At 44.9% G+C, this 25,965-nt stretch carries 27 protein-coding genes and 1 tRNA gene; 9 read left to right on the top strand and 19 right to left on the bottom strand.

Going from position 1 to position 25,965, the window contains the following annotated elements; genetic code table 11:
• Nucleotides 1–137: 137 nt before the first annotated feature.
• Nucleotides 138–608 (bottom strand): ribonuclease HI, encoded by a 471-nt coding sequence (gene rnhA, locus L5M51_RS02060; protein WP_006081489.1) that lies wholly within the window; start codon nucleotides 606–608, stop codon nucleotides 138–140.
• Between the two features lie 70 nt (nucleotides 609–678).
• On the opposite strand from rnhA, the gene dnaQ reads away from it, so the two are divergent.
• The 3 genes from dnaQ (at nucleotide 679) to L5M51_RS02075 (ending at nucleotide 3,259) form a co-directional block, all read left to right on the top strand.
• The gene (gene dnaQ, locus L5M51_RS02065) at nucleotides 679–1,407 is read left to right on the top strand and encodes a DNA polymerase III subunit epsilon (protein ID WP_263171366.1); all 729 of its coding nucleotides are present in this window, start codon (nucleotides 679–681) and stop codon (nucleotides 1,405–1,407) included.
• Nucleotides 1,408–1,417: 10 nt separating this feature from the next.
• Nucleotides 1,418–2,791 carry a TIGR03503 family protein gene (locus L5M51_RS02070; protein WP_263171367.1) on the top strand — a complete coding sequence of 458 codons (1,374 nt, stop codon included), beginning with the start codon at nucleotides 1,418–1,420 and terminating at the stop codon, nucleotides 2,789–2,791.
• 391 nt (nucleotides 2,792–3,182) lie between these two features.
• Nucleotides 3,183–3,259: transfer RNA gene (locus tag L5M51_RS02075), tRNA-Asp, on the top strand.
• Between the two features lie 134 nt (nucleotides 3,260–3,393).
• Here L5M51_RS02075 and L5M51_RS02080 read toward each other — a convergent pair.
• The 7 genes from L5M51_RS02080 to L5M51_RS02110 form a co-directional block, all read right to left on the bottom strand.
• Nucleotides 3,394–4,260, bottom strand: a complete 867-nt coding sequence (locus L5M51_RS02080; RefSeq protein WP_113939593.1) for an OmpA family protein — start codon at nucleotides 4,258–4,260, stop codon at nucleotides 3,394–3,396.
• Complete coding sequence (locus L5M51_RS02085) at nucleotides 4,260–4,682, bottom strand: DUF4398 domain-containing protein (protein WP_219254834.1); 423 nt, start codon at nucleotides 4,680–4,682, stop codon at nucleotides 4,260–4,262. Before L5M51_RS02085 ends, L5M51_RS02080 begins: the two co-directional genes overlap by 1 nt.
• A 345-nt stretch (nucleotides 4,683–5,027) precedes the next feature.
• Nucleotides 5,028–5,204, bottom strand: coding sequence for a hypothetical protein (locus L5M51_RS02090; protein WP_258547609.1), 177 nt, complete (start codon nucleotides 5,202–5,204; stop codon nucleotides 5,028–5,030).
• A gap of 376 nt (nucleotides 5,205–5,580) precedes the next feature.
• Nucleotides 5,581–6,348, bottom strand: a complete 768-nt coding sequence (locus L5M51_RS02095; RefSeq protein WP_263171369.1) for a Crp/Fnr family transcriptional regulator — start codon at nucleotides 6,346–6,348, stop codon at nucleotides 5,581–5,583.
• 122 nt (nucleotides 6,349–6,470) lie between these two features.
• A complete protein-coding gene (locus L5M51_RS02100) occupies nucleotides 6,471–7,169 on the bottom strand; it encodes a Crp/Fnr family transcriptional regulator (RefSeq protein WP_263145835.1) in 699 nt (232 codons plus the stop codon).
• 104 nt (nucleotides 7,170–7,273) lie between these two features.
• On the bottom strand, nucleotides 7,274–7,615 hold the full coding sequence (locus tag L5M51_RS02105; protein WP_028760077.1) for a BON domain-containing protein: 342 nt from the start codon (nucleotides 7,613–7,615) through the stop codon (nucleotides 7,274–7,276).
• A 38-nt stretch (nucleotides 7,616–7,653) separates the two neighbouring features.
• Complete coding sequence (locus L5M51_RS02110; RefSeq protein ID WP_263171372.1) at nucleotides 7,654–7,815, bottom strand: DUF3309 domain-containing protein; 162 nt, start codon at nucleotides 7,813–7,815, stop codon at nucleotides 7,654–7,656.
• Between the two features lie 284 nt (nucleotides 7,816–8,099).
• Here L5M51_RS02110 and L5M51_RS02115 point away from each other — a divergent pair, with 284 nt between their 5' ends.
• A complete protein-coding gene (locus L5M51_RS02115; protein ID WP_028760076.1) occupies nucleotides 8,100–8,519 on the top strand; it encodes a PRC-barrel domain-containing protein in 420 nt (139 codons plus the stop codon).
• Between the two features lie 500 nt (nucleotides 8,520–9,019).
• Nucleotides 9,020–10,927, top strand: a complete 1,908-nt coding sequence (locus L5M51_RS02120) for a cation:proton antiporter (RefSeq protein ID WP_173496653.1) — start codon at nucleotides 9,020–9,022, stop codon at nucleotides 10,925–10,927.
• Nucleotides 10,928–11,135: 208 nt separating this feature from the next.
• Here the strand turns inward: L5M51_RS02120 and L5M51_RS02125 are convergent, their stop codons facing one another.
• Nucleotides 11,136–12,494 carry a PLP-dependent aminotransferase family protein gene (locus L5M51_RS02125; protein ID WP_263171374.1) on the bottom strand — a complete coding sequence of 453 codons (1,359 nt, stop codon included), beginning with the start codon at nucleotides 12,492–12,494 and terminating at the stop codon, nucleotides 11,136–11,138.
• Nucleotides 12,495–12,586: 92 nt separating this feature from the next.
• Here L5M51_RS02125 and L5M51_RS02130 point away from each other — a divergent pair, with 92 nt between their 5' ends.
• Together L5M51_RS02130 and L5M51_RS02135 are read left to right on the top strand one after the other, a co-directional pair.
• Nucleotides 12,587–13,213 (top strand): LysE family translocator, encoded by a 627-nt coding sequence (locus tag L5M51_RS02130; protein ID WP_219233654.1) that lies wholly within the window; start codon nucleotides 12,587–12,589, stop codon nucleotides 13,211–13,213.
• Nucleotides 13,214–13,397: 184 nt separating this feature from the next.
• Nucleotides 13,398–15,155, top strand: a complete 1,758-nt coding sequence (locus tag L5M51_RS02135; RefSeq protein ID WP_263171377.1) for a SulP family inorganic anion transporter — start codon at nucleotides 13,398–13,400, stop codon at nucleotides 15,153–15,155.
• A 134-nt stretch (nucleotides 15,156–15,289) separates the two neighbouring features.
• On the opposite strand, the gene L5M51_RS02140 is transcribed toward L5M51_RS02135, so the two are convergent.
• Entirely contained in the window at nucleotides 15,290–15,487 is a 198-nt protein-coding gene (locus L5M51_RS02140) for a hypothetical protein (RefSeq protein ID WP_028760072.1), read from the bottom strand.
• A 187-nt stretch (nucleotides 15,488–15,674) separates the two neighbouring features.
• On the bottom strand, nucleotides 15,675–16,331 hold the full coding sequence (locus L5M51_RS02145; protein ID WP_263171379.1) for a glutathione S-transferase: 657 nt from the start codon (nucleotides 16,329–16,331) through the stop codon (nucleotides 15,675–15,677).
• A 361-nt stretch (nucleotides 16,332–16,692) separates the two neighbouring features.
• On the opposite strand from L5M51_RS02145, the gene L5M51_RS02150 reads away from it, so the two are divergent.
• Nucleotides 16,693–17,697 (top strand): rhodanese-related sulfurtransferase, encoded by a 1,005-nt coding sequence (locus tag L5M51_RS02150; protein ID WP_263171382.1) that lies wholly within the window; start codon nucleotides 16,693–16,695, stop codon nucleotides 17,695–17,697.
• A 310-nt stretch (nucleotides 17,698–18,007) separates the two neighbouring features.
• On the top strand, nucleotides 18,008–18,475 hold the full coding sequence (locus L5M51_RS02155; protein WP_263171385.1) for a hypothetical protein: 468 nt from the start codon (nucleotides 18,008–18,010) through the stop codon (nucleotides 18,473–18,475).
• Between the two features lie 188 nt (nucleotides 18,476–18,663).
• Here L5M51_RS02155 and L5M51_RS02160 read toward each other — a convergent pair whose 3' ends face one another.
• The 8 genes from L5M51_RS02160 to L5M51_RS02195 all read right to left on the bottom strand — a co-directional run bounded on the left by L5M51_RS02160 (nucleotide 18,664) and on the right by L5M51_RS02195 (nucleotide 25,948).
• A complete protein-coding gene (locus tag L5M51_RS02160) occupies nucleotides 18,664–18,897 on the bottom strand; it encodes a DUF2897 family protein (protein ID WP_263171388.1) in 234 nt (77 codons plus the stop codon).
• Nucleotides 18,898–18,942: 45 nt separating this feature from the next.
• Nucleotides 18,943–19,680, bottom strand: a complete 738-nt coding sequence (kdsB, locus tag L5M51_RS02165; protein ID WP_012197229.1) for an 8-amino-3,8-dideoxy-manno-octulosonate cytidylyltransferase KdsB — start codon at nucleotides 19,678–19,680, stop codon at nucleotides 18,943–18,945.
• A 97-nt stretch (nucleotides 19,681–19,777) separates the two neighbouring features.
• Nucleotides 19,778–20,848: a 3-deoxy-alpha-D-manno-octulosonate 8-oxidase KdnB gene (gene kdnB, locus L5M51_RS02170; protein ID WP_263171390.1), complete on the bottom strand. Its 1,071-nt coding sequence runs from the start codon at nucleotides 20,846–20,848 to the stop codon at nucleotides 19,778–19,780.
• Between the two features lie 20 nt (nucleotides 20,849–20,868).
• Nucleotides 20,869–22,056, bottom strand: coding sequence for an 8-amino-3,8-dideoxy-alpha-D-manno-octulosonate transaminase KdnA (gene kdnA, locus L5M51_RS02175; protein ID WP_028760065.1), 1,188 nt, complete (start codon nucleotides 22,054–22,056; stop codon nucleotides 20,869–20,871).
• Between the two features lie 193 nt (nucleotides 22,057–22,249).
• The gene (gene can / locus L5M51_RS02180; RefSeq protein ID WP_028760064.1) at nucleotides 22,250–22,867 is read right to left on the bottom strand and encodes a carbonate dehydratase; all 618 of its coding nucleotides are present in this window, start codon (nucleotides 22,865–22,867) and stop codon (nucleotides 22,250–22,252) included.
• Between the two features lie 298 nt (nucleotides 22,868–23,165).
• Nucleotides 23,166–23,603 carry a phosphate ABC transporter substrate-binding protein gene (locus L5M51_RS02185; protein ID WP_263171391.1) on the bottom strand — a complete coding sequence of 146 codons (438 nt, stop codon included), beginning with the start codon at nucleotides 23,601–23,603 and terminating at the stop codon, nucleotides 23,166–23,168.
• A gap of 10 nt (nucleotides 23,604–23,613) precedes the next feature.
• Nucleotides 23,614–24,792, bottom strand: a complete 1,179-nt coding sequence (locus tag L5M51_RS02190; protein WP_263171394.1) for a porin — start codon at nucleotides 24,790–24,792, stop codon at nucleotides 23,614–23,616.
• 325 nt (nucleotides 24,793–25,117) lie between these two features.
• A complete protein-coding gene (locus tag L5M51_RS02195) occupies nucleotides 25,118–25,948 on the bottom strand; it encodes an alpha/beta fold hydrolase (protein WP_263171396.1) in 831 nt (276 codons plus the stop codon).
• Between the last annotated feature and the right edge of the window lie 17 nt (nucleotides 25,949–25,965).

The raw sequence follows: 25,965 nt of genomic DNA on the forward strand, positions 1-25,965 counted from the left end.
TGTGCATAAATGTTAACGGTGGGCTGACAGTGAGATGAATAGTGAAATAAATCATCACGCCCAAGTGCTTAACTTCGGCGTGATGGGATCGAACTTACTTTTTCGCACTTAGCGAGTTTACACTGAGTGGCACTGGGTTAAGGCTGATAACCTAAATCGGGTTGGGTCGGTTTAGATTCTGCCGCGGTGCGAGCTAATACATCGCAACGTTCGTTTTCGGCGTGTCCTGCGTGACCTTTAACCCATTGCCAGTCGATAGTGTGCATCTGTGAGGCTTTATCTAATCGTTTCCATAGGTCAACGTTTTTGACTGGGGTACGGTTTGATGTCATCCAACCTTTTTTCTTCCAGCCATGGATCCATGTCATTATGCCTTGGCGCATATATTGGCTGTCGCTGGTGAGCACGACTTGGCAAGGCTCTTTCAAGCTTTCTAACGCTATGATTGGGGCTAACAATTCCATGCGATTATTGGTCGTGAGCGCAAAACCGTCGGACATCTCCTTTGTATGGCCTTTATAATTCATTACAATGCCATAGCCGCCAGGACCGGGATTGCCTAAGCAAGAGCCGTCGGTGAAGATGTGGATCAGTTTTAGTTCAGTCATCAAATTGTTACCATAGCCGGGAATTTCGGCCGAGTATAACTAAAAATTGTCATAAGAAGCGCATAAAAACATGAATATTATCTCTAATGCTAGCCGTCAGGTTATTTTAGATACCGAAACCACAGGTATGAACCAGGGCAGCGGCGCCATCTATTTAGGCCATCGGATCATCGAGATAGGTTGTGTGGAAGTGGTGAACCGTCGTTTGACGGGGCGTTATTACCACCAATATATCAATCCAGGTCAAGCAATTGATCCCGAAGCTATCGCTGTTCACGGTATTACCGATGAGCGCGTGGCTAAAGAGCCGCGTTTTCATCAAGTTGCTCAAGAGTTTATCAACTTTATCGACGGCGCTGAAATCGTCGCACATAACGCGAACTTCGACGTGAACTTCATGGATCATGAGTTTTCACTGCTGCAGCCGCGTGGTCCGAAAACCGCTGATATGTGTGAGATCCTCGATACCTTAGAGATTGCTAAGTTTTTACATCCCGGCCAGAAAAACAATCTCGACGCGCTCTGTAAGCGTTACGGCGTCGATACCTCTCGCCGCGAGTACCACGGCGCATTACTCGATGCCGAGATCCTCGCAGATGTTTATCTGATCATGACTGGCGGACAGACAAAGTTTAATTTGTCTAATGAAGAAGCGGGGCAGGAAGCGGGGGGGATTCAACGTTTTGATCCGCAATCACTTAATCTTAAAGTGATTGGCGCATCGGCCGATGAACTGACAATGCATGAACAACGCCTTGATTTAGTCGCAAAATCAGGTAAATGCCTCTGGAGAGGATAGAAGAATTACTATGCCTATGTCGCGCCATAAACCCATTTTAGCTTTTTGCATGCTTGCCACTACGCTGTTATTTAGTGTGGCGAGTGTATTGGCCGCTGACCTAGATCCCGCTAAAAAAGTCGTCAAGCCGCCCAAGGCTACGCCGATTGTAGGATTGGAGACGGCTTCCGAGCTTAAAAACCGTTTTCGTATTGATCATATGGTCGATAATATGACCTTATTAGTGGAGCGTGAATATGGCTCTGCGCCCGTGGTCATAGTGTTACCCGATGGCAGTAAATGGTATGCCAATCGTCATCCTGCAACCGTTAAGTGGGTTGATGGTATAACGGGCGATATTATTTACATTGAGTCACCACAGCCCGGACCTTGGCAGTTGGTGGGCAAGGTTGTCTCAGGTTCAACCCTTAAGAAGCTCTCTAAACTCGAAATCGAAGTCCAGCCATTACCACAGCCAATCTTCCAAGGTGAACAAGTTAAAATTGTCGCGCAGTTAATGGGTGACGAGCAGCGTGTGCGTATGCCTGGGTTAGATTATTTAGTCGAATGGACGGCACATTTTGTGAGTAAACATAAGGCGGGCGATGAAAATTTTGCTGCGGGTGACATTATTGTTGGTTCCTATAAAGACAATGGTGAAGATTACGATGAAAAACCCGACGATGGTGTATTTACCAGCAATATCAATATAAAGCAGCCTTGGGGTGATTATGAGTTTGTCGTGCAGGCACGTAATAATGTGTTTGAACGGCAGGTTTCATTCCCGTTTAAATTGTCACCTCGGCCAATTAATCTAGAAGTTATTACCCCTGACGATCCGCTAACAGGGCAATGGAAAGTCATGTTACACGTGGATAAGACAGTGTTGCAGCTGGCTGAGACGCATTTTTCTTTTGAGTTAGTCGGCCCTGCTGGCTTGCAACTGCCTTTGGTTGTTAATGGTCTCACTGAGCCTGACTCTGAATTAGATTTACCTACAGTGACAGAGTTTGGTAGTTATCGAATTAAAGGTTTTGTGGCGACGACGACTGTCACTGGTCGTGAAATCGTGCTGGATTTACCTGAGCTTTTCTTTAACTTAATTGAACCACCAGAACCACCACCAAGTGCCGAAGAGTTGGCTGCTGTTGCTGCACAAAAAGCGGCAGAGGAAGAAGAGCTTGCGAAGAAAAATGCAATGTTCTGGATCATTACAGTCAACGCTATCTTGTTAGTCTTAGGCGTGGTGGGATTAATTGTGTGGCGTAAGCGCCAAAGTTTGGCGCAGGCCTTAGCTGCCGCGGAGTTACGTTTATTGAATGAAGCATCTGCAAATCCACCCGCAGCGCCTTCATTAGATGAAATCGATCTCACTATGCCAGATGAAGCAGATAAAGACCGTTAGCCAAGCGTTGCTTAATGTGTTTGATTTATGACTTTGAACTGGAACGTTGCAGCGATATTTGGGATATAAATCAAGGTCTGCAATTGATTTGGCTTTTTTTTAATCAAATGATAAATCGAAGTAAAAAAACGGTTGACGCCTGCAGGGCTCAACCGTATTATTCTTCGCATCTTAAGCAGAGCCTTGATAAATATGTTGAATTATCGTCCTGTTTTAATATCAGCTGCCTGTCACGCTGGAGTTATCGGGTTTGATGCCCGTAAGATACTTGGATATGGAAAAATTTGGAGCGGTAGTTCAGTTGGTTAGACTATCGTTTTAACATCAGCGGCCTGTCACGCTGGGGTTAGTGGGTTAGATACCTGTCAAATATTTGGATATGGAAGAATTTGGAGCGGTAGTTCAGTTGGTTAGAATACCGGCCTGTCACGCCGGGGGTCGCGGGTTCGAGTCCCGTCCGCTCCGCCAAATTGCAAAAGCCCCATCGAAAAATGGGGCTTTTTGCTTTTTACTGATCTCCTTAATTTCTGCGCCGTTCATCTTATTAGCGATGAGACTCGATTCAAGGATCACGCTGAAATCTTAATATGATTAAGTGATAGCTACTGTGGAGCCTGTGCTGTGTCGGTGAGGATGACTTCAACCCGACGATTTTGCTGGCGGCCGCTGGCGGACTCATTATTGGCAACAGGTGAGCTTTCACCTTTACCTAGGCTACTGAGCCGATTGGATTGGATCCCTTTTCCCTGTAAAAAATGGCTAACACTATCAGCTCTTTGCTGCGATAAACCCAGATTGTATTGCTCACTGCCTACGCTATCTGTATACCCTTCAATCATGGCACCACGCGCGGGATACTTGTTCAGAAAGTTCGCTAGGTTGGTTAGATGTTGACTGGTAGATGACTTAAGATCCGCTTTGGCAGTGTCAAATAAAACATCACCTAAGGTTACGACCCAACCACGTTCTGACTGACGGGCATTCAGCAATGTGAGCTGGGCTTGCAGTTCGGTCGTTTCCTGACGCGCATCTGCAGCATCAGCACGGGCTAGGCGCGCATCTTGATGGGCTTGATTGGCCTCTGTGGTTCGAGCATCCAATCTGGCGTCATCGCGTTTTTTAGCGAGGACTTTGTGTTGATCCTCGGCAAAGCGGCTCTGCGCTTGAGCTAAGGCAATATTGACTTTCTTATCAGCAACAAACACGAGGTGCTGTGATTGTTGCTCATCTTTTACCGGTTGTTCAGCAGCGCGAACGGCTTCTTCAGCTTGTTTAATGGCAGCAGGGGCTAAAATTGCCAGTTCATTATTCGCTTGCAGTTTATTAAGTTCTGTACGGATATCACCGATGCCTTCAGCTATTTTAGGCGTACTGCTACAAGCTGCTACTGTGCTTAGGATTAGGCTATATGCCAGTAGATGGCGGCTAAAACGTAAAGGCAGACCCGATGAAACGATAGGTTTTTTCATTACTGAATTCCTCCTGAACGGCGCAACATTTCTTGCTGCAGTATGCTGATATTGTTTTTCATTTCATTATTGACGCTATTGGCTTGTGCCAGCTCAGCGCGAGCTTGGGCCAATTCGGCCTCAAGGCTCGCCTCTATGGCGTAACGATCGGCGCTGACAGTGTCCATATTGAGTAATGCGCTGCTTGCAGATTGAAGTTTAAGTCTGGCCTGTGCCAGTTCATTTGAGGCATATTGGCCGACTCTTGCTTGCTCTGCGCGGGCAATGGTGTGTTCAGCCCGTTCCATTTCTGCGGTCTTAGTCAATGGCGTTGAACTGCAGCCCACGAGCGCTGTTGCAATACAACCTGCCAATAAGAAGTGCTTGGCTCGCTGTAGACTGATTGGATATTGCTGTGGTTGTTGATTTTTATTGATGTTCATTTGAAATTCCTTTCTCGGAAACAGTGCACCGAGTGTGGTCTTTAGGTTTGTTATTCCACCATGCACAGTCAATATGCTGGTGAATAGCCCCATTTTTGAGTCAGTTGGTATGAGTGAGTAATTTGACGCCACGGAAATTCATGATCTACTCCTCTGAGTTAAAGAGGGCCGACACAGTAAGGATTGCATCGGCTTGAGCTAAACGCAGTGTGTTACTGCAAGGTTTAGTTTTTACACTTAATCAATGAAACTTTTCCCTGTTTGTTCGTCACGTCCTAGTCTAACGAGTGATGATTTGGCTCTTTTTCAGTCCAGTTACCTTCCTTGTCGTTTGATTTAAGTTCTTCAACCTCGCTTATTTTGTGTGCTTTTACTGGTATCCACGTCTTGTTTAGCTTTATCCGCAACTGTGGTTTTGATCATCTGACGGTTGCGGGCTACGACGGGAGGATTGGCTTTGTTGGTGTTGGAATTCTGTGCATCGTTATCGATGGATTTATGTTGTTCTGTGAATTTTTTCATATAAACCTCAAGTAACCCAGTGTAGTGCAAGAGTGCATGAACCGTACATTCAGCATGACCTGCTAAATATTGAACGTCTGTGCGTTAGCGCGCATGGGATTAGTGGTGGCAATATTGGCCGCTTGGCACGTTTTTTGTTTGCTGGGTGGGTCGATATGATTAATTATAATACATTGATTACAAAGATAATGTGTTGGATATTAGGCAGTATCAGTTTGCGCCATGTTGGCGTGTAGGGTTGATGACTGCCTGTTTTGTTTATGCTCTGCAGTACCAGTGTGGTTGTAGTACTGAAGTGGCATATGGGATAACGATAGAATGGCTGTTGTACGAGTGGTCTAGCCATCCGTTATGTGTATTTTTATCCACAGTACGTTTATGTTTGCTGCGCTTGTTGAGGTGGCATCAGCCGTTCTGATTCCTGCTTAACGACTGCGTAACATTCACAACAGGTTTGTTCTAGTAACGCGCGATCGACCACTTCAATATTCCCACGACTGTAATTGATAATTCCCATGCGCTGCAGTTTGCCTGCCGCATCGGTGACACCTTCACGACGCACGCCGAGCATATTGGCAATCAATTCTTGTGTCATCAGCACGCGATCATCGGGCAGCCTATCTATCGAAAGCAGTAACCAACGACACAGTTGCTGTTCAATACTATGGTGGCGATTGCAAACTGCGGTCTTGGCCATTTGGGTCAGTAGCACCTGACTGTAACGTAGTAACAGATGGAGCAGGGCGCCATGACGGTTAAATTCGTCTTTAAGCCGCTGACCAAACAATCGATAGGCAACGCCAGCACTTTGCACTACAGCGCGAGTCGTGGTGCTTTCTCCTCCCATAAACAGGGCAACGCCGACCATACCATCATTGCCAACGACGGCAATTTCAGCGGATGCCCCATTTTCCATCACATACAGCAGCGAAATAATCGAGTCCAGCGGGAAATACACATAACGCTGCTTTGAACCTGCTTCACAGACTACTTGTCCGAGTTCTAATGGAACCAGTTCCAGATGCGGGAAAATACGTTGTTTGACTTCTTCTGGCAATTCACATAACAACCGATTGGATTCTGGCGGTAAGTGAGTTTCCGGTGGCGGGCGCTCTGATACAGATTTCAGTGTTAGTGTGTCCATTATGATAGCGTGTCCTTGTTTGATGATGTCGCTAACTCAGGCTACAGCGAGAAACACCTATGCTATGTACGGTAGCGAACATAATGGCAGATTTTTTGAATCGTTGAGTGGAAAATATGCACTTAAGTGCGCATTGAGTGATAGCAACTGCAGCAACGGGCAAGTAGAGCTTGCCGATCAAGAATATGTAACCGCCCACGATTATATGAAATGCTACCTCGGGTCTGTAAATTGCCTGCGGCTTCGGTAATACTGCTTCGCCTAACACCCAGCATGTCGGCTAAGAATTGATGGGTTAGATATAACTCATCAGTTTGAATTCGGTCGTGACTCATTAGCAACCAACGTGCTAGCCGAGACTCAATGGAGTGAAAATGGGCACAGACTGCATTTTGTGATAATTGGCATAACAAGGTGTATAGATAAGTCTCTACTATTTGCTTCAGATTGGTATTTTGAGCGAGTAAGCCTTCAAAGGTTGCAATGGGGAGCCGCCAAGCTTGACCTGAACCTTGGATGATCGCCTCGGAAGGCACTTGCCGAGTGCCCAACAAGGTTGTCGCCCCAAGCATACCTTCGTAACCAATCAAACCCATTTCCAATGCAGGATGTTTGGGGAGTTTAGCAATCAAAGAAATAAAAGCCGTTAAGGGAAAATAGACATATTGATATGACTCGCCAGGCTTGCACAGTAAGTCGGCAAAGTTAAGTTGGACTAATTCAGCTTGCGATAATAAATCTGCTTGTTCCACCACTGGCAGATGACGGATTAATCGGTTCTGAATTTGTGGGGCTAATGTGTCTTGGTGTTGAGTGGGCATAGCGGTTCAACCTGTGGTGGCATTGACTTGGCACCAGAAAATCTGCTGCAAAAAGAAGGGCCGCAGCATCAGAACGGGGCTGCGGAATGATGGAGATTAAATGACTAGTTTTTTAGTTGCGGTGAAGGTGCGCCAGATTTTAGTTGCATATCGTTTTTGACTGAAATAACGCCGGGGACTTTGCTTGTTAGTTTTACCGCAGTATTGATATCTTCACGCGATTTAACAAACCCGCTGAGCTGGACCACGCCTTTAAAGGTTTCAACATTAATCTCGGCCACACTTAAGTTTTTATCACCTAAAATGGCAGCTTTCACTTTGGTGGTGACCACACTGTCGTCTAAATACTCGCCAGTACCTTCTTTGTTGTATGCAGAACTGCAACTGGCCACGGCGACTAAGCCTAGAGCCAGCAGAAAGATACTTAACATTTTAATTGTTCTCATCAGATTATCCTTTTTGATAAAGAGTAAAAATGGGGGCATTAGCTAACGCGTCCCGTTAACAGCAATATAATCAGCACCAGTAGCACTATGCCTATAAGTCCACCAGGACGATAACCCCAGTTTCGGCTATGGGGCCAAGTGGGGAACATGCCGAGAAATAACAAAATTAAAATAATCAATAAAATAGTCGCAATTGACATGGCTAATCTTCCTGATACCGGGGCAATTTTGCACTGGGTAACATGAGTCTGTGCCGTAGCAAATGGGATGTCGGTACGCTGGCGCACTTACAGGGATCTGACGAGTCGATGTGTTTATATTCGCATTACCTGATAAGCGGTATGCCGAACAGAGCGAGTGATTGTAGAGATGCATACTCTACTTATGTCCAATGACGGACATGTTCAATTCGAAACCAACGTTTGGTATTTCACTTATTCCGTTGTCCAGTTTCATGGGCTGCGCTAATAAAGAGGTCAACAAAATGAATTATCATGATCGCGATGTTTACGGCATTTACAACAATCCACAGTTCGCTTCTCCATCATTGGCACAAGGACCCGGCCCATATCTGATGGGCGCTGAAACACTGATCGGCAATAATGTTGTTAATAATTCTGGTGAAACCTTAGGGGATATCAAAGAAATTATGCTTGAAGTGGAAACGGGCCACGTCGGGTATGCGGTACTGTCGTTCAGTACTTATTTTGGTTTTGGAGAAAAGCTGTTTGCAGTACCTTGGAAGATGCTGACACTTAATCATGAGCAAAAATGTTTTGTCATGGACATATCATTAGAGCGACTCAAAACGGCGCCGGGGTTTGATAAAGGCCATTGGCCCAATATGAAAGATGTTGAATGGGAAAACGAACTGCACGATTACTACGGTAGCCGTAGGGATTAATGGTGTTAAGCAGGGGATTTATCCCCTGCGTTATTATTTGGATTCAGTAAATATGTATAAGTGTGGTTGTGTCTATCAAGTGAGTACCACACGCATTTTAGTTATTAGGGATTTGCTCATCGCCATGGTTGACACCTAATAACGATAAAAGTTTGAGCTAGCGTATTATCGAAAGTCACTAGCGTGTATCGCTGATCAATGTCTTCGCTTCATCAAATGATTAAAGCCTTGTCGAAAGATAAGGCTTTTTTTCTATTTTAAGTTTAAATCCCTATTTAAGGTAAATCTGATGTTTTCGGATTTGTACTACAGCTTATTTTACTTGATGTCGCTAGATTGCTCCGTTTTCTTGATTTTTTCTCCATAGGTGATGAGGGAAGAGTCATATTTAACAGTGGATATATCGAATAGATAATTTCAGCTTACTGTTCATGCTGTTGTCATCTGCGTCATTAAAGCTAAGCTCATTAGTATTTAGCTCAGTTATCTAAAGGATTTATATGGTTGAACACATTACTGGCATGCTAGCGCTAATTGGAGTGCTATCGTTATTTTGTCAATGGCTTGGCTGGAAACTGCGGTTACCAGCGATTTTACCCTTGTTGCTATGTGGGCTCACTTTAGGCCCAGGGCTTGGATTCCTCAATCCTGATGCGATTTTTGGTGATTTGCTTTTTCCGATTATTTCCCTCGGGGTCGCCGTGATTTTATTTGAAGGTGCTTTGACTCTTAACTTCAAAGAAATCAAAGATCATGGTCGGATGGTGACGCATCTTGTGACTATCGGTACTGTGATCACTTGGGCCTGTATCAGTACGGCCACCTTTTATTTACTGGATTTTAGTTGGGAAATTGCATTGCTCTTTGGGGCGCTAGTGGTGGTGACTGGGCCTACCGTTATCGTGCCAATGCTCAGAAGTGTGCGTCCTAAATCCCAGCTGGCGAGTATTTTGCGTTGGGAAGGCATAGTGATTGATCCAATAGGCGCGCTGCTCGCAGTGTTAGTCTTTGAATACATAACCGTTGCCAGCGATCAAACGACGCATGTGCTCTATGCCTTAGGCTCTATGTTGTCCCTCGGATTAGGACTTGGCGCAGTAGCGGGTTATCTAACGGGACAAATCTTAAGACACAACCTATTGCCACACTATCTGCGTAATACCGCTGTTTTGACCTTAATGCTGGGTATCTTTGTCGGCTCGAACCTATTACAAGAAGAATCGGGTTTATTGACTGTGACGGTTATGGGCATTTGGCTTGCGAATATGCGTGGTGTGGATATTGCTGAAATCCTTGAATTTAAAGAAACATTAACCGTACTGTTAATTTCTGCACTGTTTATTTTACTGGCGGCGCGATTAGATTCTAATGCCATGCTCGGCTTAGGCTGGGGTGGACTGGGTGTTTTAGCTGTGACCATGTTATTGGCACGACCGCTGAGTATTTGGGCTTCTGGTATAGGCACATCTCTGTCGAAAGCGGATAAGTGGTTTTTATGCTGGATTGCCCCTCGAGGTATTGTGGCCGCGGCGGTATCTTCTTTATTTGCAATCAAGTTAGAAGCCAACAATGTGCAGGGCGCAGATGCAATTGTGCCCTTAGTGTTCTTAATTATTATCGGCACTGTGGTGGTCCAAAGTTTAACGGCGGGACGTTGGGCACGATTTCTTGGGGTTAAAGCCGATTCTGCCCAAGGTTTATTGATCTTTGGTGCCTCTAAATTTTCCAGAGAGTTAGCTAAAATTTTAAAAGCCAAAGATGTCAAAGTGCTACTGGCTGATAATAACTGGGATAACATTCGCCTTGCGCGTATGGATAATATTCCAGTGTATTTTGGTAATCCTGTTTCGGAACATGCTGAAACTTATATGGATTTAACTGGAATTGGCCGCGTGTTGATTATTTCACCTTACCGACAGTTAAACCCGTTAGTGAGCTTTCATTTCCAAGACTTTTTTGGTGCTAAAAAAGTTTTTGGTCTTAATAATACCGAAGTTGGCAGTGCGCGCCACCAGCTCTCTGAAAGTTATAAGCAACGTTTATGTTTGTTTGGTGATGCAGTGTCTTATGCCAAGATAGCCAGCCTAATGGCGAAAGGCGCTCAACTTAAAGTAACGAATTTAACCGAAAACTTCAGCTTTGAACATTTTCGTAAACGTTACGGTGAGACGGCAATACCACTGGTTTACCTGACAAAAGAAGGTAAGGTCGTCGTTGTTTCGGGTAATGATACCGTATTTCCGAATGGCATTGAGCTTATCAGTCTATTGCCAATTGAAGCCTTAGAAGAAGCCAAAGTGCAGCAAGCAATTGCAGAGCGGGAAGCCCAAGAAAAAGCAGCAGAATCTGCTTTAGCAAAGGTAAAAGCGGAAGAGCATGAAAGCGAAGGTGATGATGCTGTTGGATAAGTTAAAGTTACCAAAAGATTTATTATCGAAATATTTTTTGACTAGCTGAAGAATATTTCTCAAATAGCACATTCAAGGCATCATAGCTGCGTGAGTTTTATGGCCAATCTTACTGCAGCTATAGATTACAGCCCAAAAAAGAGTATTAAAAATAACTTGGCTAGAAAGCCATGTTTATGCAGAAAGTTAGCTCTTATACAAGCAGTCATTACACTACTGAATAAGCATTTTGCACTAAGGAACGTATGGTCGATTCTATGCATTCAACCGCGAGATTGAATTGAGTCTCGTTTTCGGCGCCACCAAGGCTCAAGCGGATAAAATTATCATGGCAATTAAAGTCATCACCATTACGGACTAATATGCCTTTTGCGGCCAGTGCGGTAACGAGATGATGGGCTTTGATATCTTCTGGCAGTTGTATCCAACCGTTTAACCCTCGCCAAGTTTGGGTTAATCTCAGCCGTTCGCCCATGGCGATACAGTGACGTTGGCGTTGACGTACGAGCGTATCTCGTTCTGCAGCGATATGACCTTTCTTTATCAACTGACAGGCAATTTCAATATTCAGCGGCGACACCATCCAGCATTGGCTATGAATAGCGAGTCGCACTTGGGCGATAAGGGGGTCAGGAACCAGAATAAAACCTTGCCTTAAGCCGCCAGAAAACAATTTTGACAGGCTGGAAATATAAATCACCCGTGGTATCGCCAGCTGTTTTGCTAATTGCCACAGGGGTGAATGCCATTCTTCAGGTAAACAATAATTCACGTCATCTTCAATGATATAGAATTGATATTGCTCTGATAATTCAAGGATTTTCTGCCGCTGTGATTCACTGTACTGAATGCAAGTGGGGTTTTGATTATTCAGTGTGAGATAGACTAATTTAGGGTTGTGGATCTGTAATAGGGCTTCAAAGCACGGCAGATCTAATCCTTCGTGGGTAAGGGGCACACCAACGCTAGTGACGCCAAGCTGTTTAGCACAAATTCTCACGCCTGGATAACTGTATTGCTCGTGTAACAGTACATCGCCTGTTGATAAAAATGCGCTCAAACAGGCAAAAATGGCTTGCTGGCCGCCATGGGTAAAGACCAGTTGCTCGGGCGTTTGCTGTATGCCGCGTTGGTTTAACCATTGGTGGAACACTTGTTGGTGTTGATCTAATGGACTGGCGCGATAACCGAGTAACTGACTCAACTTAGTGGGGTCTTTCGCTAATTGGCTGAGGCAATCGCTTAGGGTGCTGATTTGATCTGTGAGTGGCTGCTGACAGGTCGCCATATTCAATTGTACGTTACCCATTTCAGGTACAGGGGAGGCGTTGACATAGGTGCCATCTCCCACTCGTGCTTCGACGTAACCCCTTTGTTCCGCCAATGCATAGGCGCGGGTCACAGTGCCAATTGTGATGCCTAAGGCATCAGCTAAACGGCGCTGCGGTGGCAGTTTACTGCCTTGGGTTAACACCTTTTGCAAAATGCCTTGTTCTATGGCACTGACTAAGCGCTGATATTTCGGGCCTGAAAAAGTCGTTAGGTCTGGCGTCCAGATTGTACCCATGACAATAAATCCATTGATCTCTAATATTCTCCGTATATTATTTATTGCATCTTTTTATGTCAACAAGTGTATGCATACAATTTAAGGCGAATATGAATACTGCACTGCTTTATGATCCACAATTATGGACTTTAATGGCCTCGACCGCGCTGTTTTGCGCGACGATGACAATGACTCCTGGACCGAACAATATTCTCTTAGCTAGCTCTGGAGCGCATTTTGGTGTGCTGCGTACCGTGCCACATATTGCAGGGATCCGCTTGGGTTCGACCTCTTTACATCTTGCGGTATTATTCGGCCTCGGTACCTTGTTTGAAGCATTACCGGTATTGCACCAAGTATTGAAATATTTCGCTTTGGCGTATTTGCTGTATCTCGCGTACAAATTAGTGACGTCGCCAGTGCAGAGCACGCATTTGGATGATGGACGAAAACCTATGACGCTCATTGAAGCTGCATTATTTCAATGGATTAACCCTAAATCTTGGATGTCGACGATTACCCTGTGTAGCGCTTTTACATTAAGTGGCGATGGCTTTTGGTTGAGTGCGTTTCTTGGCGTATTAATGTTCAACATAGTGGGATTTCCTGCATCATTTACTTGGGTATTTGTCGGTGCCGCGATCAGTAGGAAACTCAATACCGATAGACGTAAGCGCCATTTTAATTGGTTTATGGGCAGCTTGCTCTTAGTGTCATTACCTATGATATTACGCTAGCTTGGCTTGAATTAAGTGCCTAACCCTATAAATATTCTGAGGAAGACACTCGCGTAATGATTGGCTTTATGCCATAACCAACATACTATTGATGGCTTTTTAGGTAATGACCTTTTAGCTGAACATTTTCAGTCTCAGTTATACTTGTTGCTTATCTTGATAGTGTGTATATGGAGGTTGCCGAGTGAAGTTCCCTAGTTTGATTTCGTTTATGCCGGGATTGGCGCAATTATTACAATATGAAAAGCAATGGCTTAGGGATGATGTGCGCGCAGGCTTATCCGTTGCCGCTGTGGCATTACCCGTAGCGATTGCTTATGCCCAGCTCACAGGTGTGAATGCTGCCGTGGGTTTGTATTCCTGCGTATTGCCTATGTTGGTATATGCTCTATTTGGCACCTCAAAACAATTAATCGTGGGTCCAGATGCGGCGACTTGTGCTGTTATCGCCGCGGTTGTCACGCCCCTAGCTGCAGGGGATAGCATGAAGCACTGGCAGTTAGTGATGACCATGACGGCCATGACAGGCTTTTGGTGCTTGATTGCGAGTCGTTTTAGGCTGGGGGTGCTCGCCGATTTTCTATCAAAACCGATTTTGATGGGGCTGCTTAATGGCGTTGCAATTACCATTATCGTGGGACAGTTTTCAAAAATCTTCGGTTTTACCTTCGATGAGCGTTATCTAATCGAACGCCTCAGCGGTGCGCCTTCCTACTTATCCAAAACCCATTGGCCGACATTGACGATGGGGATTGTGACGCTAGTGACTTATGCCTTAGTGAAACGGTTTCGTCCCCAATGGCCTGCTTCTATGTGCGCAATGGCGATGGCAGCTTTCCTTGTTTGGGTGTTTAACCTGACGAGCTTTGATATTAGCGTCGTCGGAGAAGTGACCTCAGGATTACCTTCATTTCAAGCGCCTGTATTTGATTTAGGTATCGCCCGTGAGCTTGTGGTACCAGCGCTTAACTTAGCCATGGTGAGCTTTGTGAGCATGATGTTGACGGCTCGAAGCTTTGCGGCAAAAAACGGTTACGATATAGATGCCGATAAAGAGTTCAGGGCATTAGGAATAGCCAATATAGCGTCTGCCATATCTCAAGGTTTTGCGGTGAGCGGCGCGGATTCCCGCACTGCGGTTAATGATGCCAATGGTGGTAAGAGCCAGTTAGTGTCTATCATTGCGGCGGTATTGATTGGTGTTGTGGCGCTATTTTTCACTGCGCCTTTGAAGTTCATCCCCAGTGCCGCCTTAGGTGTGGTGCTGGTGATTGCCTCAATCTCGCTTATCGATTTAAAGTCACTGTGGAATCTACGAGTGCGGGATAGGTCTGCTTTTTTACTTGCCTGTATCACCTTGTTCTCTGTGTTGTTTATTGGGGTTATTCCTGGGATAACCTTGGCTGTATTACTGGGTTTATTCCAGTTCCTCGCTACTGTGATGCGGCCTACGGATCAAGTGCTTGGTTTAGATCATAAGGGCGTTATCCGCAGTGTCGATGAATCGGGTAAAGCTAAATCGGTTCCAGGAGTATTTATATATCGCTTTAATTCGCCGTTAACTTACTTTAATGCGACGTATTTTAAGCGCCGTTTACTGGAAAAGTTTATTCGGGAATCTGAGCCTGTCGATTGCATCATTATTGATGCAGTGCCTTGTTTTACCCATTTGGATTTAAGCGTGATGGCCATGTTGGCTGATTTACATCAATTGCTTAAAAAACGTGGCGTTCGTTTAGTGCTTGCGGGACGTAAACGACAGATGCTGAGTTGGTTTGAGCAAGCGGGCATGCAGACAGGGGAAGGTGGTATTTTGATCCGGCCAGATTTGTATCTCGCCCTTAAAATGAATCAAAGCTATAAACAAGCCTTGGCTGAAGGGCAAGCGCCTGTGATCCAAAAAGTTCCTGATGACTCGGTATTGTTGCACAGTCATTTGTAGTTAACTGTCATGCCTTGTTTGATTAAACTGGGTCGTATAAATAGCGCAGCTTAAGGTTGCGCTATTTTTTTGTCTTAATTTGATAAGTAAATCAATTGGATGACTAGCTTTTTGAAGGTATTCAGTTTTACCGTTTAGTCTTTGAGAATTCTATCTAGGGGAATAAAACCGTGAAAACCATAATAACCCATAGGGCCGAGTATCAGACTCAGTAGGCACCATAAGCACTTTTTGTTGGTGCTGAGATCCACTTTACTCTTGAAAGCCCGAAGGGCAAATAGACAATGCAATAGCACCAGGCCCCCAAGCATAATAACGATATTAATATCCATATTTTCCAACTGTCTTATCCTTGTATTCTATCATTCACGTCCTTGAGTCTTTAGGCGTGGTTACTTTTCTTGAGAAGATTGTCTAGCTACGATTAGCTAAATTAGTTACCTAGTGGCAAATACCTTACTCGAATATTTTACCGATGGCTATAACATAAAATAAAAATAATCTTTAAATCTTATTGGCTTACACGTCACCTAACAAGCAAACTGGATAATGGCTAGCGTCCCAGATCACATATTTTTCCATTGCACGAATAAATATGTCACTCGAAATAAGTCGATTTAGCCAAGCGGCGACTCGCGGAAAATCATCACTAAGTGCACGTTTAAGATCCACTGCGGCAAACTGGCGTACAAAAGGTACGATTGCGTAGTCGGCAAGGCGAGGTGTATCGGCGACTAAAAAGGGGTGTTGCCCTAAGCATGTTTCAAGTTGTAGGAGGAAATGACTCGCCTGCTGATAATAATAAGCTTGCGTTTGCTCAGGGTAACGGTCGGCATATTTATAGCGGTCAAGCCATGGTTTAAATTGCTGATCATTTTTCGCGATAAGCTGTGCCATTTTATCTTCAATTACAGGGCTTTGCTGACATAGCAGATCTAAGGGATCGGCTTGCGTGAGTGCCCAGCGCATGATCTCAAGACTTTCGGCAATCACCTCGCCGTTTGCTAGCACTAATACCGGCACAGTCCCCTTAGGTGAGGTAGCTAGCATTTGTGGTGGTTTGGCTTTAAGGGCGATTTCACGGACTTCAACATTGCATTGGGCTAACAAGAGTCCTAAACGTGCTCGCATTGCATAGGGGCAACGGCGGAAGGTGTATAAGACGGCAAGAGTCATTCGGATTTCCTCTACTGTACGGCGCTAATGCGATGGAAGTTGATGCGACTAAAGCTGATGTCAGCGTGTCATGCTTATTGACGACGCGAGTATGCCAATGCAAATGTTGTGTGCCAATCATGCAATGTTTAAAGGGCGCAGATGGTAACGCTTTCATACTGGGATTTCTGCTTAAATTGCCATCATAGAATGATTTTCTCACCACTGTGCGTAAAGAATTAAAGACCCTGTATTTTATCTGTGTTTATCTTGCTGTGACTCAGGTAGAATTCCGCGCTATTTTTGGGATCTGCAGCAAGGCTGCTGATGATTGATTTGTTTATGCACTGGAAATTAAGTTCCAGCCAGCAAAGAGGGTGTTATGGCTAAAGTTGTCGTATGTGCGTTATATAAATTCGTGTCGTTACCGCATTTTGAATCTATCCGAGCGCCATTGCTCGCTATGATGGAACAGGCTGAGATAAAAGGCACTCTGCTCCTCGCAAGTGAAGGGATCAATGGCACAGTTGCTGGCACTCAAGAAGCGATTGAAGCGTTATTAGTGTGGCTTAATAGCCAAAATGGCCTAGATAATATCGTTCACAAGTTATCATTTGACGATGAAATGCCGTTCTACCGCACTAAAGTCAAACTGAAAAACGAAATCGTGACTATGGGCGTTGAAGGTATTGACCCACTTAAAGTGGTTGGCACCTATGTGAAGCCTCAAGATTGGAATGCGCTGATTTCTGATCCGGACGTGATTTTAGTCGACACCCGTAACGACTATGAAGTGCAAATCGGCACTTTCAAAAATGCTATTAATCCTGTGACTGAAACCTTCAGAGAATTCCCTGAGTATGTGAAGCAAAATCTTGATCCTGCTAAACATAAGAAGGTCGCCATGTTCTGTACTGGCGGTATTCGCTGTGAGAAATCAACTGCTTATTTAAAAGAGCAAGGCTTTGACGAGGTCTATCATCTCGAAGGCGGTATTCTTAAATACCTTGAAGAAGTCAAAGCGGAAGAAAGCCTGTGGGAAGGCGAGTGCTTTGTATTTGATAACCGCGTTGCGGTAAATCATGACTTGAAGAAAGGCCAATACGATCAATGTAATGCTTGCCGTATGCCAATCACTGAAGCTGAAAAACAGAGCCCTGCCTATGTGCAAGGTGTCAGTTGCCCACATTGTATCGATAAAATTTCTGACGAGCAGCGTAAACGTTTCGTTGAGCGTGAGCGCCAAGTGAATCTGGCAAAAGCCCGTAACGAAGCGCATATCGGTAGCGATGTAAATCAAGTGATTGAAGCGCGCCGCGAGAAAAAAGAAGCGCTGCGTCGACTCGCCGCCGAGAAAAATAACGCGAAAAAATCGCAAGCGCTTTAACTTTATATGCCATTAGATGAGTAGTGAGTTAGTCATGAGTTCGCACTGAGCTCATTTCGTACTTAGGCAGCTCGCACTCTGGCCCGACTCGTTCGGGCCATTTTTTTATGCCGATTTTAGTTTTAGCGTGAATGTGCTTTTAGGCCATTATTTAACTCATTATTTATCATAGCGCTATGCCGAAAACCTTAAATTTATGATAACTTTCAGTCGCTAGTGTTAAAAATGTTAGTATTAACAACGCTAGCATTTAAAAAAGTCGAGTGCTATAACGCGAAAGGAGCGATTCAGTGCAAGGTAGGCAAAGCGCATGAGCATTTGGAAAGAGCTATACGATATTTTCGATAAGGAACGCAGTCGCTGGCAGCAATCAAGCGCCAGTAAGCAGGCGATTGCCTTTGAGTTAAAAGCCAATTTGGGTTTTCTGGCCGATGCCTTAAGCAGCGGTTTATCGCAAAGCGCGATCGCCAGCGGTTTAGAATGCAGTATTTTTGAGGCAAAACTGAAAGAGGGCGCTGCACTCACTGCGTTAAATAACCGTAAAGTGACACTGAAATTTATTGGTGAATTTGCCGAATTTAATAAATATGTCGGTAAAGAGAACGACGCTTTAGTCGAGAATGCTTACGCTAGAATTAAATCACTGCAGAAGTTAGTCGCGGCTGAGTCCAATAAAAATCATGATCTTAAGATTAAATCCCTGTTTCGCTTTTTAGTCTTTTTAGTGGCGCACCTTGAGGAGCTGCCATTGAGTCGCACATCAGCGAAAAAAGCCTAAGGCTGATGAGTGGCATTGGCTAGCTTGTTATTTGAGAGACAAAAAAGGCGCCTGTGGCGCCTTTTCTATGTTTGCGAGCGTCATTGCTCAGTGTTTATAGCAAAGTCTTTAAAAGGCGTGTTCAAGAGCGATCTTTAGACTCACTCTTTAAAAGCCGCCATTGAGTTTAGCCCCTAGGTGGCTCAGTTTTACTTATCTGCTTTATTGGGTTCTGAGTCCGCTGAACTTGGCTTGTTTGAAGCCGCATCGGCATCATTGTCTTCTGCCGAAGGCTTGGCAGTATCTGACTTTATCTGCTTATCTTTACCATGTTGACCGAACTGCGGCAGTTTGAACTTAGCACTGTACTTCAACGCAGCAAGATTGCTGGCGATGACACCGACGATCAAAATAATAATGATCCAGACTTCTAAGGTCGACATACTCAGCTCCTGTTTCGAATTGACTCGCGCACACCTAACGGGCGATTAATCAACCGCTAAACGTTGCTCACATTTACGAATGTCTTCTGGCGTATCCACTTCAATAGAATCAAAGGCGCTAATGGCGATTTTGATTTTATGGCCGTACTCTAATGCACGTAATTGCTCGAGTTTTTCCAGATCTTCTAGACGACCTAATGGTAGGGCGGCGAAGGCCTGTACGAATTTGCGTGTATAAGCATACACACCTAAGTGCTTATAAACGGGGTAATCTTGAGTATCGCGGCCAAAAGGAATACGCGAACGAGAGAAATACAAGGCGTAGTTGTTGTTATCGAACACCATCTTCACATGCATAGGATCGTCAAGCTCGGCTTTATTGACGATTTCAAAGCCTAAGGTTGCCATTTCAAACTCACCAGGGTGACGCTCGAAGAGGCTGATGACTTGCTCGATAGAGGTTGGGTCAATAAGAGGTTGATCGCCCTGTAGGTTGATCACTAAGTCGTCATCTTTTAGTCCCAGTTGGTTTATTGCATCATTGATACGATCTGTACCCGAGGCTGCATCTGGGCTGGTCATGACTACTTTGCCGCCAAAACCTTCAACGGCCGCTTTAATGCGATCATCATCGGTAGCGACGTAAATATTGGTGAGGCCTTTGGCTAACGACGCGCGTTCATACACGTGTTGGATCATTGGCTTGCCGTTAATCGGGGCTAAGGGTTTGCCCGGGAAGCGGCTTGAACCGTAACGAGCCGGGATTAACAGAGTCACATTCATCAAATTATCCTACTTTTATCAAAGATATACAGTGTAGATATACAATGCATATAGACAAAAGGGCTCACAATTGAGCCCTTTTAACATGTGTTAGAGCTTAGATGCGACGGAACAGGGCAGTCAACATTTCATCTGTGACTTTCTCTTCCCAACCCGCGCCGTAAACGTTAGCCCATAGTGGACCCATGCTCTTAGTCACGGCAACCATTTTCGCTATGGTTTCGTCTGGCAGATCTTTACAGATGTTCTTCGGCAGCGTGATGTTATGTTTCTTCATCATCAGACGGAACTCTTCAACGCCTTCTGGATAGAATTCTTCTAACACATCAAAGGCGATACAGTTGCCGATACCGTGGTGGTAACCCAGGATATAGGACAGACCGTAAGAAACCGCATGACAGGCACCCACTTGGCTATAAGCTATGCTCATTCCGCCCATGAAAGACGCCATCATTAGCTTGTCGTCTTTTTCTACGTGGTCGTCTAAGTACACTTGGCGACATAAATCCATGGCTTTTTCAGCGTAGGATTTAGAGAACTCGTTTAAGAAGGTACCTTGTAACGATTCAACACAGTGGATATAGCAATCCATACCTGTGTAGAACCATTGGTCTGTTTCTACGCCTTCGATTAACTCAGAATCCATGATGATTTGATCGAATACTGTGTAATCTGAGTTCAGGCCTAGCTTACGCACTGGACCACATAATACGGCGGTGCGTGACGCCTCTGCACCAGTACCAGAAATCGTTGGGATACCAATGTGGTGTACCGCTGGGTTCTTGATTAAGTCCCAACCTTGATACATAGCAGAGCCACCTGGGTTTGTCAGCATCAGCGATACCGCTTTAGCTACGTCCATGGTTGAACCGCCACCTAAACCGATGACGCTCACTGGCAGTTTGCTATTGAAAGCTTGAACTTGTTCAGTCAGGGCATCGATTTGAATTGTGCTTGGCTCTTCATCAACGTTAACCCAAATCACCATGTCTTGTGCTTTAGCAGGAATGCGGCCCTCAAGGGCTTTGCCTTGATGCACGTCATCGACTAAAAACACCACGAAGTCGTCGGCGGTTTTACGTTCAGCAGCTAACACTTCATCCAATTGGACGAATGAGCCACGGCCGAAGATCATTTTTTCAACTACTTTAAAATTCTTAAAACTCATTGCAACAAACTCCCGTAGAATTATTGGGCAAATGCTTTCTTGATGTTTTCGATACGCTCGGCGATCTGAGCATCGGTCCAAGACAACTTGATGAGCATAGAAATCGTGCGGCTCATAATGGCATCGGATTTAGGCACAGAAACTTGAGTATAGTCAGGTCTGTCGGCGATTAATGTGATTGGCAACGCAGCAGATGCCTTAAGCTCCTGAATGTGTTTCCAGTTTTTCAAATAATGCCAGTTGTTTACATACCAGTAGAAGCAGCCATCAACGCCGTTTTCAGCCAGTTTTTTGCTGATTTCTTGCGTGCGCGCTTCGGTTGGCAACATAAAGGTTAAGAAGCCAGCCGAGTCGCCTTCTGGATCTGGGATCTGGCGGAAGGTGACTTCTGGAATCGCGGCCATTGCATCTTTAATGGTCTTTTTGTTTTTACGTTGAATATCGATAATGGTATCGAGTTTACGTAACTGCGCTAACCCTAAGGCTGCATTCATTTCCGAAATACGGAAGTTCAAGCCAATGATAGGGTGTGACTCTGCGCCGCGGTCTTTACCAATATGGTCATGGCCGTGATCTGAGAACATGTGCGCATTGTTGTAGATTTCTGTGTTGTTAGTGATCACAGCGCCACCTTCACCACAGGTGATGGTTTTGACTGAATCGAATGAGTAACAACCCACATCACCGATAGTACCTAACGCTTGGCCCTTGTAGCTGCCACCAATGGCTTGGCAAGCATCTTCTAAAATCAGTAAGTTATGTTTTTTACAGACAGCTTTGATCTCGTCCATCTTCGCCATAGAACCGCACATGTGCACTAAGTTAATCGCTTTAGTGCGTGGGGTAATCGCGGCTTCGATACCTTCTGGAGATAAACACAATGTCTCATCGATTTCGGCAAAAATCGGAATAGCGCCTGCCATAAAAATCGCTTCAACTGAGGCTACAAAGGTAAAAGGTGGCACGATAACTTCATCGCCAGCACCAATGCCTGCAGCCATCATGGCCGTTTGCAGCGCAGCAGTACCGCTTGATAAAAGGTGAGCATGCTTCACGTTCATCTTCTCGCACAGTAGTTGCTCCATATCGCGCGTCTTCCAGCGATCATTACGCATATGGTCGAAGTTGTAACGGAAGGTAAAACCGTTTTCCATAACGTCAGCGACTTCCTGCTTCTCTTCAGGACCAAATAATTCAAAACCGGGCATGGAAGGTATCTCCTTAGAATTTGTGGCGCATAGGTCGCCTGCAATTAACTGGCGGATTATAACTGGCGTAATAGACCCTTGCGATGTTTTATTGCTGAAAATTGTCATGGAAAAAGAAAAACCTGCACAGGGGCAGGTTTTATCTGAGCATTGATGATGCTCTGCGGGGTGTTGAAAGCCTATATTCAGGCCGTTAGCGTGGATTGGCTAAGCCATGTTCACGGTCAACCGTGACATCTAAATCTGTCAGTAAACCGTTATCAATGCCGTAAATCCAGCCGTGTACCGCCACTTCTTGGCCGCGATCCCAAGCTTCTTGCACTATGGTTGAACTGGTCACATTAGCAACCTGCTCAATCACGTTCAGTTCGCACAGGCGATCAAAACGTTTGGCTTCGTCCATCTGTTGTAATTCTTCCTGATAAATACGATAGATATCACGTAAATGCCCGAGCCAGTTATCGATGAGTCCTAAGCGTTGCTGACCCATGGCCGCGCGCACACCACCACAGCCGTAGTGACCCACCACCATAATATGCTTCACCTTGAGCACATCAACGGCGTATTGCAGTACAGATAAGCAGTTAAGATCGGTATGGATCACCATGTTGGCGATATTACGGTGAACAAAGACTTCACCGGGCATAAGATCAATGATTTGGTTTGAGGGTACGCGACTATCTGAGCAGCCAATCCACAGGTATTCAGGATGTTGCTGTTTCGCTAATTGTTCAAAAAAATCAGGATTTTCTTGGCGTATACGTCCGGCCCAGCGGCGGTTATTGTCGAATAAAGGTTTGAGTAGTTTCATTTTAACCTATTGTTTTATTGACATATAAAATGTCTTCTCATGCTCTAATTCATGCAAGCAGCACATTTTTAGCAAGAGTATACCAGCAAATTTGGCTCTGCTGGTCTATCCAATTAAGGTTTGAATCAGGATATTGAAAAATCGAGATTATTTTTTCTTAATAGTACTGCAAATGGATAAGCCCTCTCTGAGGGTTCAAGCACCATTTGATAGTGTGTTTGTTGTTTATATCGCGCTAATGCTGAGTGGAAACCTTGTCCGCCACAGATTAAGGCGGACAAGGATGATGCCGTATGGGTTAGAACTTACTGATCACTTTCACGCTATCGTTTACTTCGCTGACGTCAACAAATCCGATCATATTGGGATTGGCGGCAATCAATGCGAGCATTTCAGCGCTGGAGTCGACGACTTTGGGCGGTTGACCTTGGCCTGAAAAGACCAGTTTTGACCAATAGGCTTTTAACTGACTCTCGGTTTTATTAAGGATCTGTTTAACAAAAGCATCACGTACGGGCGTGCCTTCAAGTTGATCGAGTGCGACGACAGTGCCACCACTGGGGAAAGACTTGAGTTTGCCTAAATAGATCCGTGAAATATCCGCAGCGCTAATTTCTGACGTATTAGAAGGGTGCACCACGACGGCAATTTCGGCTTGAACACAGGCACTGCCAAATAGAAGCGCACTGGCGACTAAGGTTTTTATCATCAACCGAGAACTTATTAATAGTTTCATGCTTAACTCCTTAAAAAACTAAGTCTATTGCCATACTCAGCAACTGTTCATCGGAGGACGGTTTGTCGTTACTGTAGTTGGTGTACTCTAGTTTCAGTGCGGCAGAAGGATGGAAATCCCAGCGGGTGCCTATGATGTAGTAGGCGCTGTCTTCCTGCTGTGCTTCAAGCGCCGCTTGTGTTCCAAAAACAAGCGGTGCGAGTGCAGCTTGGTTTGCCGGTGGCAGACCATTGTAAACAGGTAACATAGCGTCATAGGCATCGTATTGGGGCTCACCTTTATCAATACCGTAGGTCAAGTGGAAGGTGAAATCGTGATAGCGGATCCCGCCGGAAACAAAGGCTGAATCTTGAATATTAAAGCTACTGGGATCGACATCAATTCGCGTGTATTCGGCCAAAATAAACCATTTTTCAGCATCATATTTAACGTTAGCGCCAATGAGTAACGCGCTGTCATTAATCGGTAAAAGATCATCAACTACTTGCTGAGTAAAGAGTCCGGTTTGAGAAATTGCATTACCTAAGCCAAGCAGTGCGGGTAATTCGTAGGAGAAATCGGTAACTATGCCAATATTTAAACCGTACTCAAACCCATAGGTTACAAAGTTAAAGTTCATTATGTGGCCCTCGGCGGAGAAGGGCGCAGGAGGTGTTGATGAACCTGTAGGCGAGTAGTCAGAAACTGAAGTGGTAATGTATTTATAGGTCAAACCTACTTCGGTATCGCCCCATAAATCGGCATAAACTAAGCCTACACCTTCACCTGAATTAAATGGCAGTGAATAAACTCCGCGGGGTGGAGTGATCCAGTGATAGGCATAGCCTACATCAATATAATCGGAGTATTTATAGAGATTAAAACGTTGGCGACCCGCCATAAGCATAAGTTTGTCGCTGATGTCATAGGATATATAAGCCCATTCGAATTCAGCGCTATAATCGTTACTGCCTCTGGATAGCACTTGTGCAGTCGCTCTTAAGCCACTACCAAGATCGGCGGTAAATTGTAAGGCAACTTTGGAATCATTATTAAAATCGAGTTCTTTGTCGTAACCATAATAGCTTTTATCGTCACTTAGACTTGAGCCCGCGACAATAGAGGCAAATCCATTTATTTGAACATCGGCATAAAGAGACGGCATATAAAGTGTGCTGAATACGCAGAGGGCAACTGTACTTTTTCTCATGGCAGAATACCTTGTTGAGGGAATACAGTATAAAGGTAGTTGATAATTAGTAGATTTCACCTTTGCGCAACATTTTTTAAGCCGCTTGGAACAAAAACAACGTCTTTACTTCTTAATAGAGGTTTCACAGGTGAGTTTAATGAAACGAGGCGTGCTCAATAACAGACTTTAATAAAGTAAAGCCTAATGTATTTATCCATAAAATAGGAATTAAGTATGGGTGAGCAATATTGATATAAGCACATCTTGGTAACATGTGCTAAGTAGAAATACTCATCTTCAAGATGCGAGTTTTCGCACCTTGAAGCGTAGATTTAGCGATTGATTAATAATGTTTAGCCAGAAAATCGGCTAAATGTTGGTTAATAAATTCCGCTTGTTCGAGAGTTGATATGTGTCCTGCCGCAGGAATATGCACAAGTTGGCTGCCATCAATGGCATCACTCATCAGGTAACTTTCCAATACGCTGCGGGCCTTATCTTCCACGCCAGCCATGATGAGGCAGGGCAGCGTCAATTGCTCGGCGTATTCCATGGTATCGCGACGACCAAAAATCATTCGTCCAAGTTTAACTATCGTGGGGATTTCCTCCGCTGTGATACTGGCAAGGGACTGTTCAAAGCCCGTAACCAGTTCGGGCGTGTTATTCTCGGCATCATTGGCGAAGAATAAAGGTGAAATTGCACTGATCAGCGGCGCAGGGATCGCCTTAGCGGCGGTAATCATATCCAGCATGCCATCATATTTCGCACGGGTGACTTCGGGTTCGAAACCGATAAAACTGTTGAGCATAACGAGGGTTTTAACTCTTGTTGGTGCTTTCAGTACCAATTCTGCGCCCCACATAGCACCGACAGATTGTCCGACAACACTAAAGTGAGTTATCTCAAGAGCATCCATTAGCTCAAGCATTTGATCGGCAATATCGAGTAGCGTTTTGCAGTTATTGGGCAGTAAATCTGACTGACCATGGCCCCAAAGTTCAGGCACTATGCAGCGATACTGGGCGCTTAAGGTGGCAATTTGAGGCGCCCACATAGCGCTATCCCATAAATAACTGTGCCCAAACAACAATACAGGGCCTGAGCCGACATCAAGGTAACTTAATTTTCGATCGGCAATAACAAGCTGCTGACGGTGTGAAGAAAAATCCATAAAACCTACTTTATCAA

The organism is Shewanella sp. SM73 (genome assembly GCF_025653795.1).
Classification (GTDB): domain Bacteria; phylum Pseudomonadota; class Gammaproteobacteria; order Enterobacterales; family Shewanellaceae; genus Shewanella; species Shewanella oncorhynchi.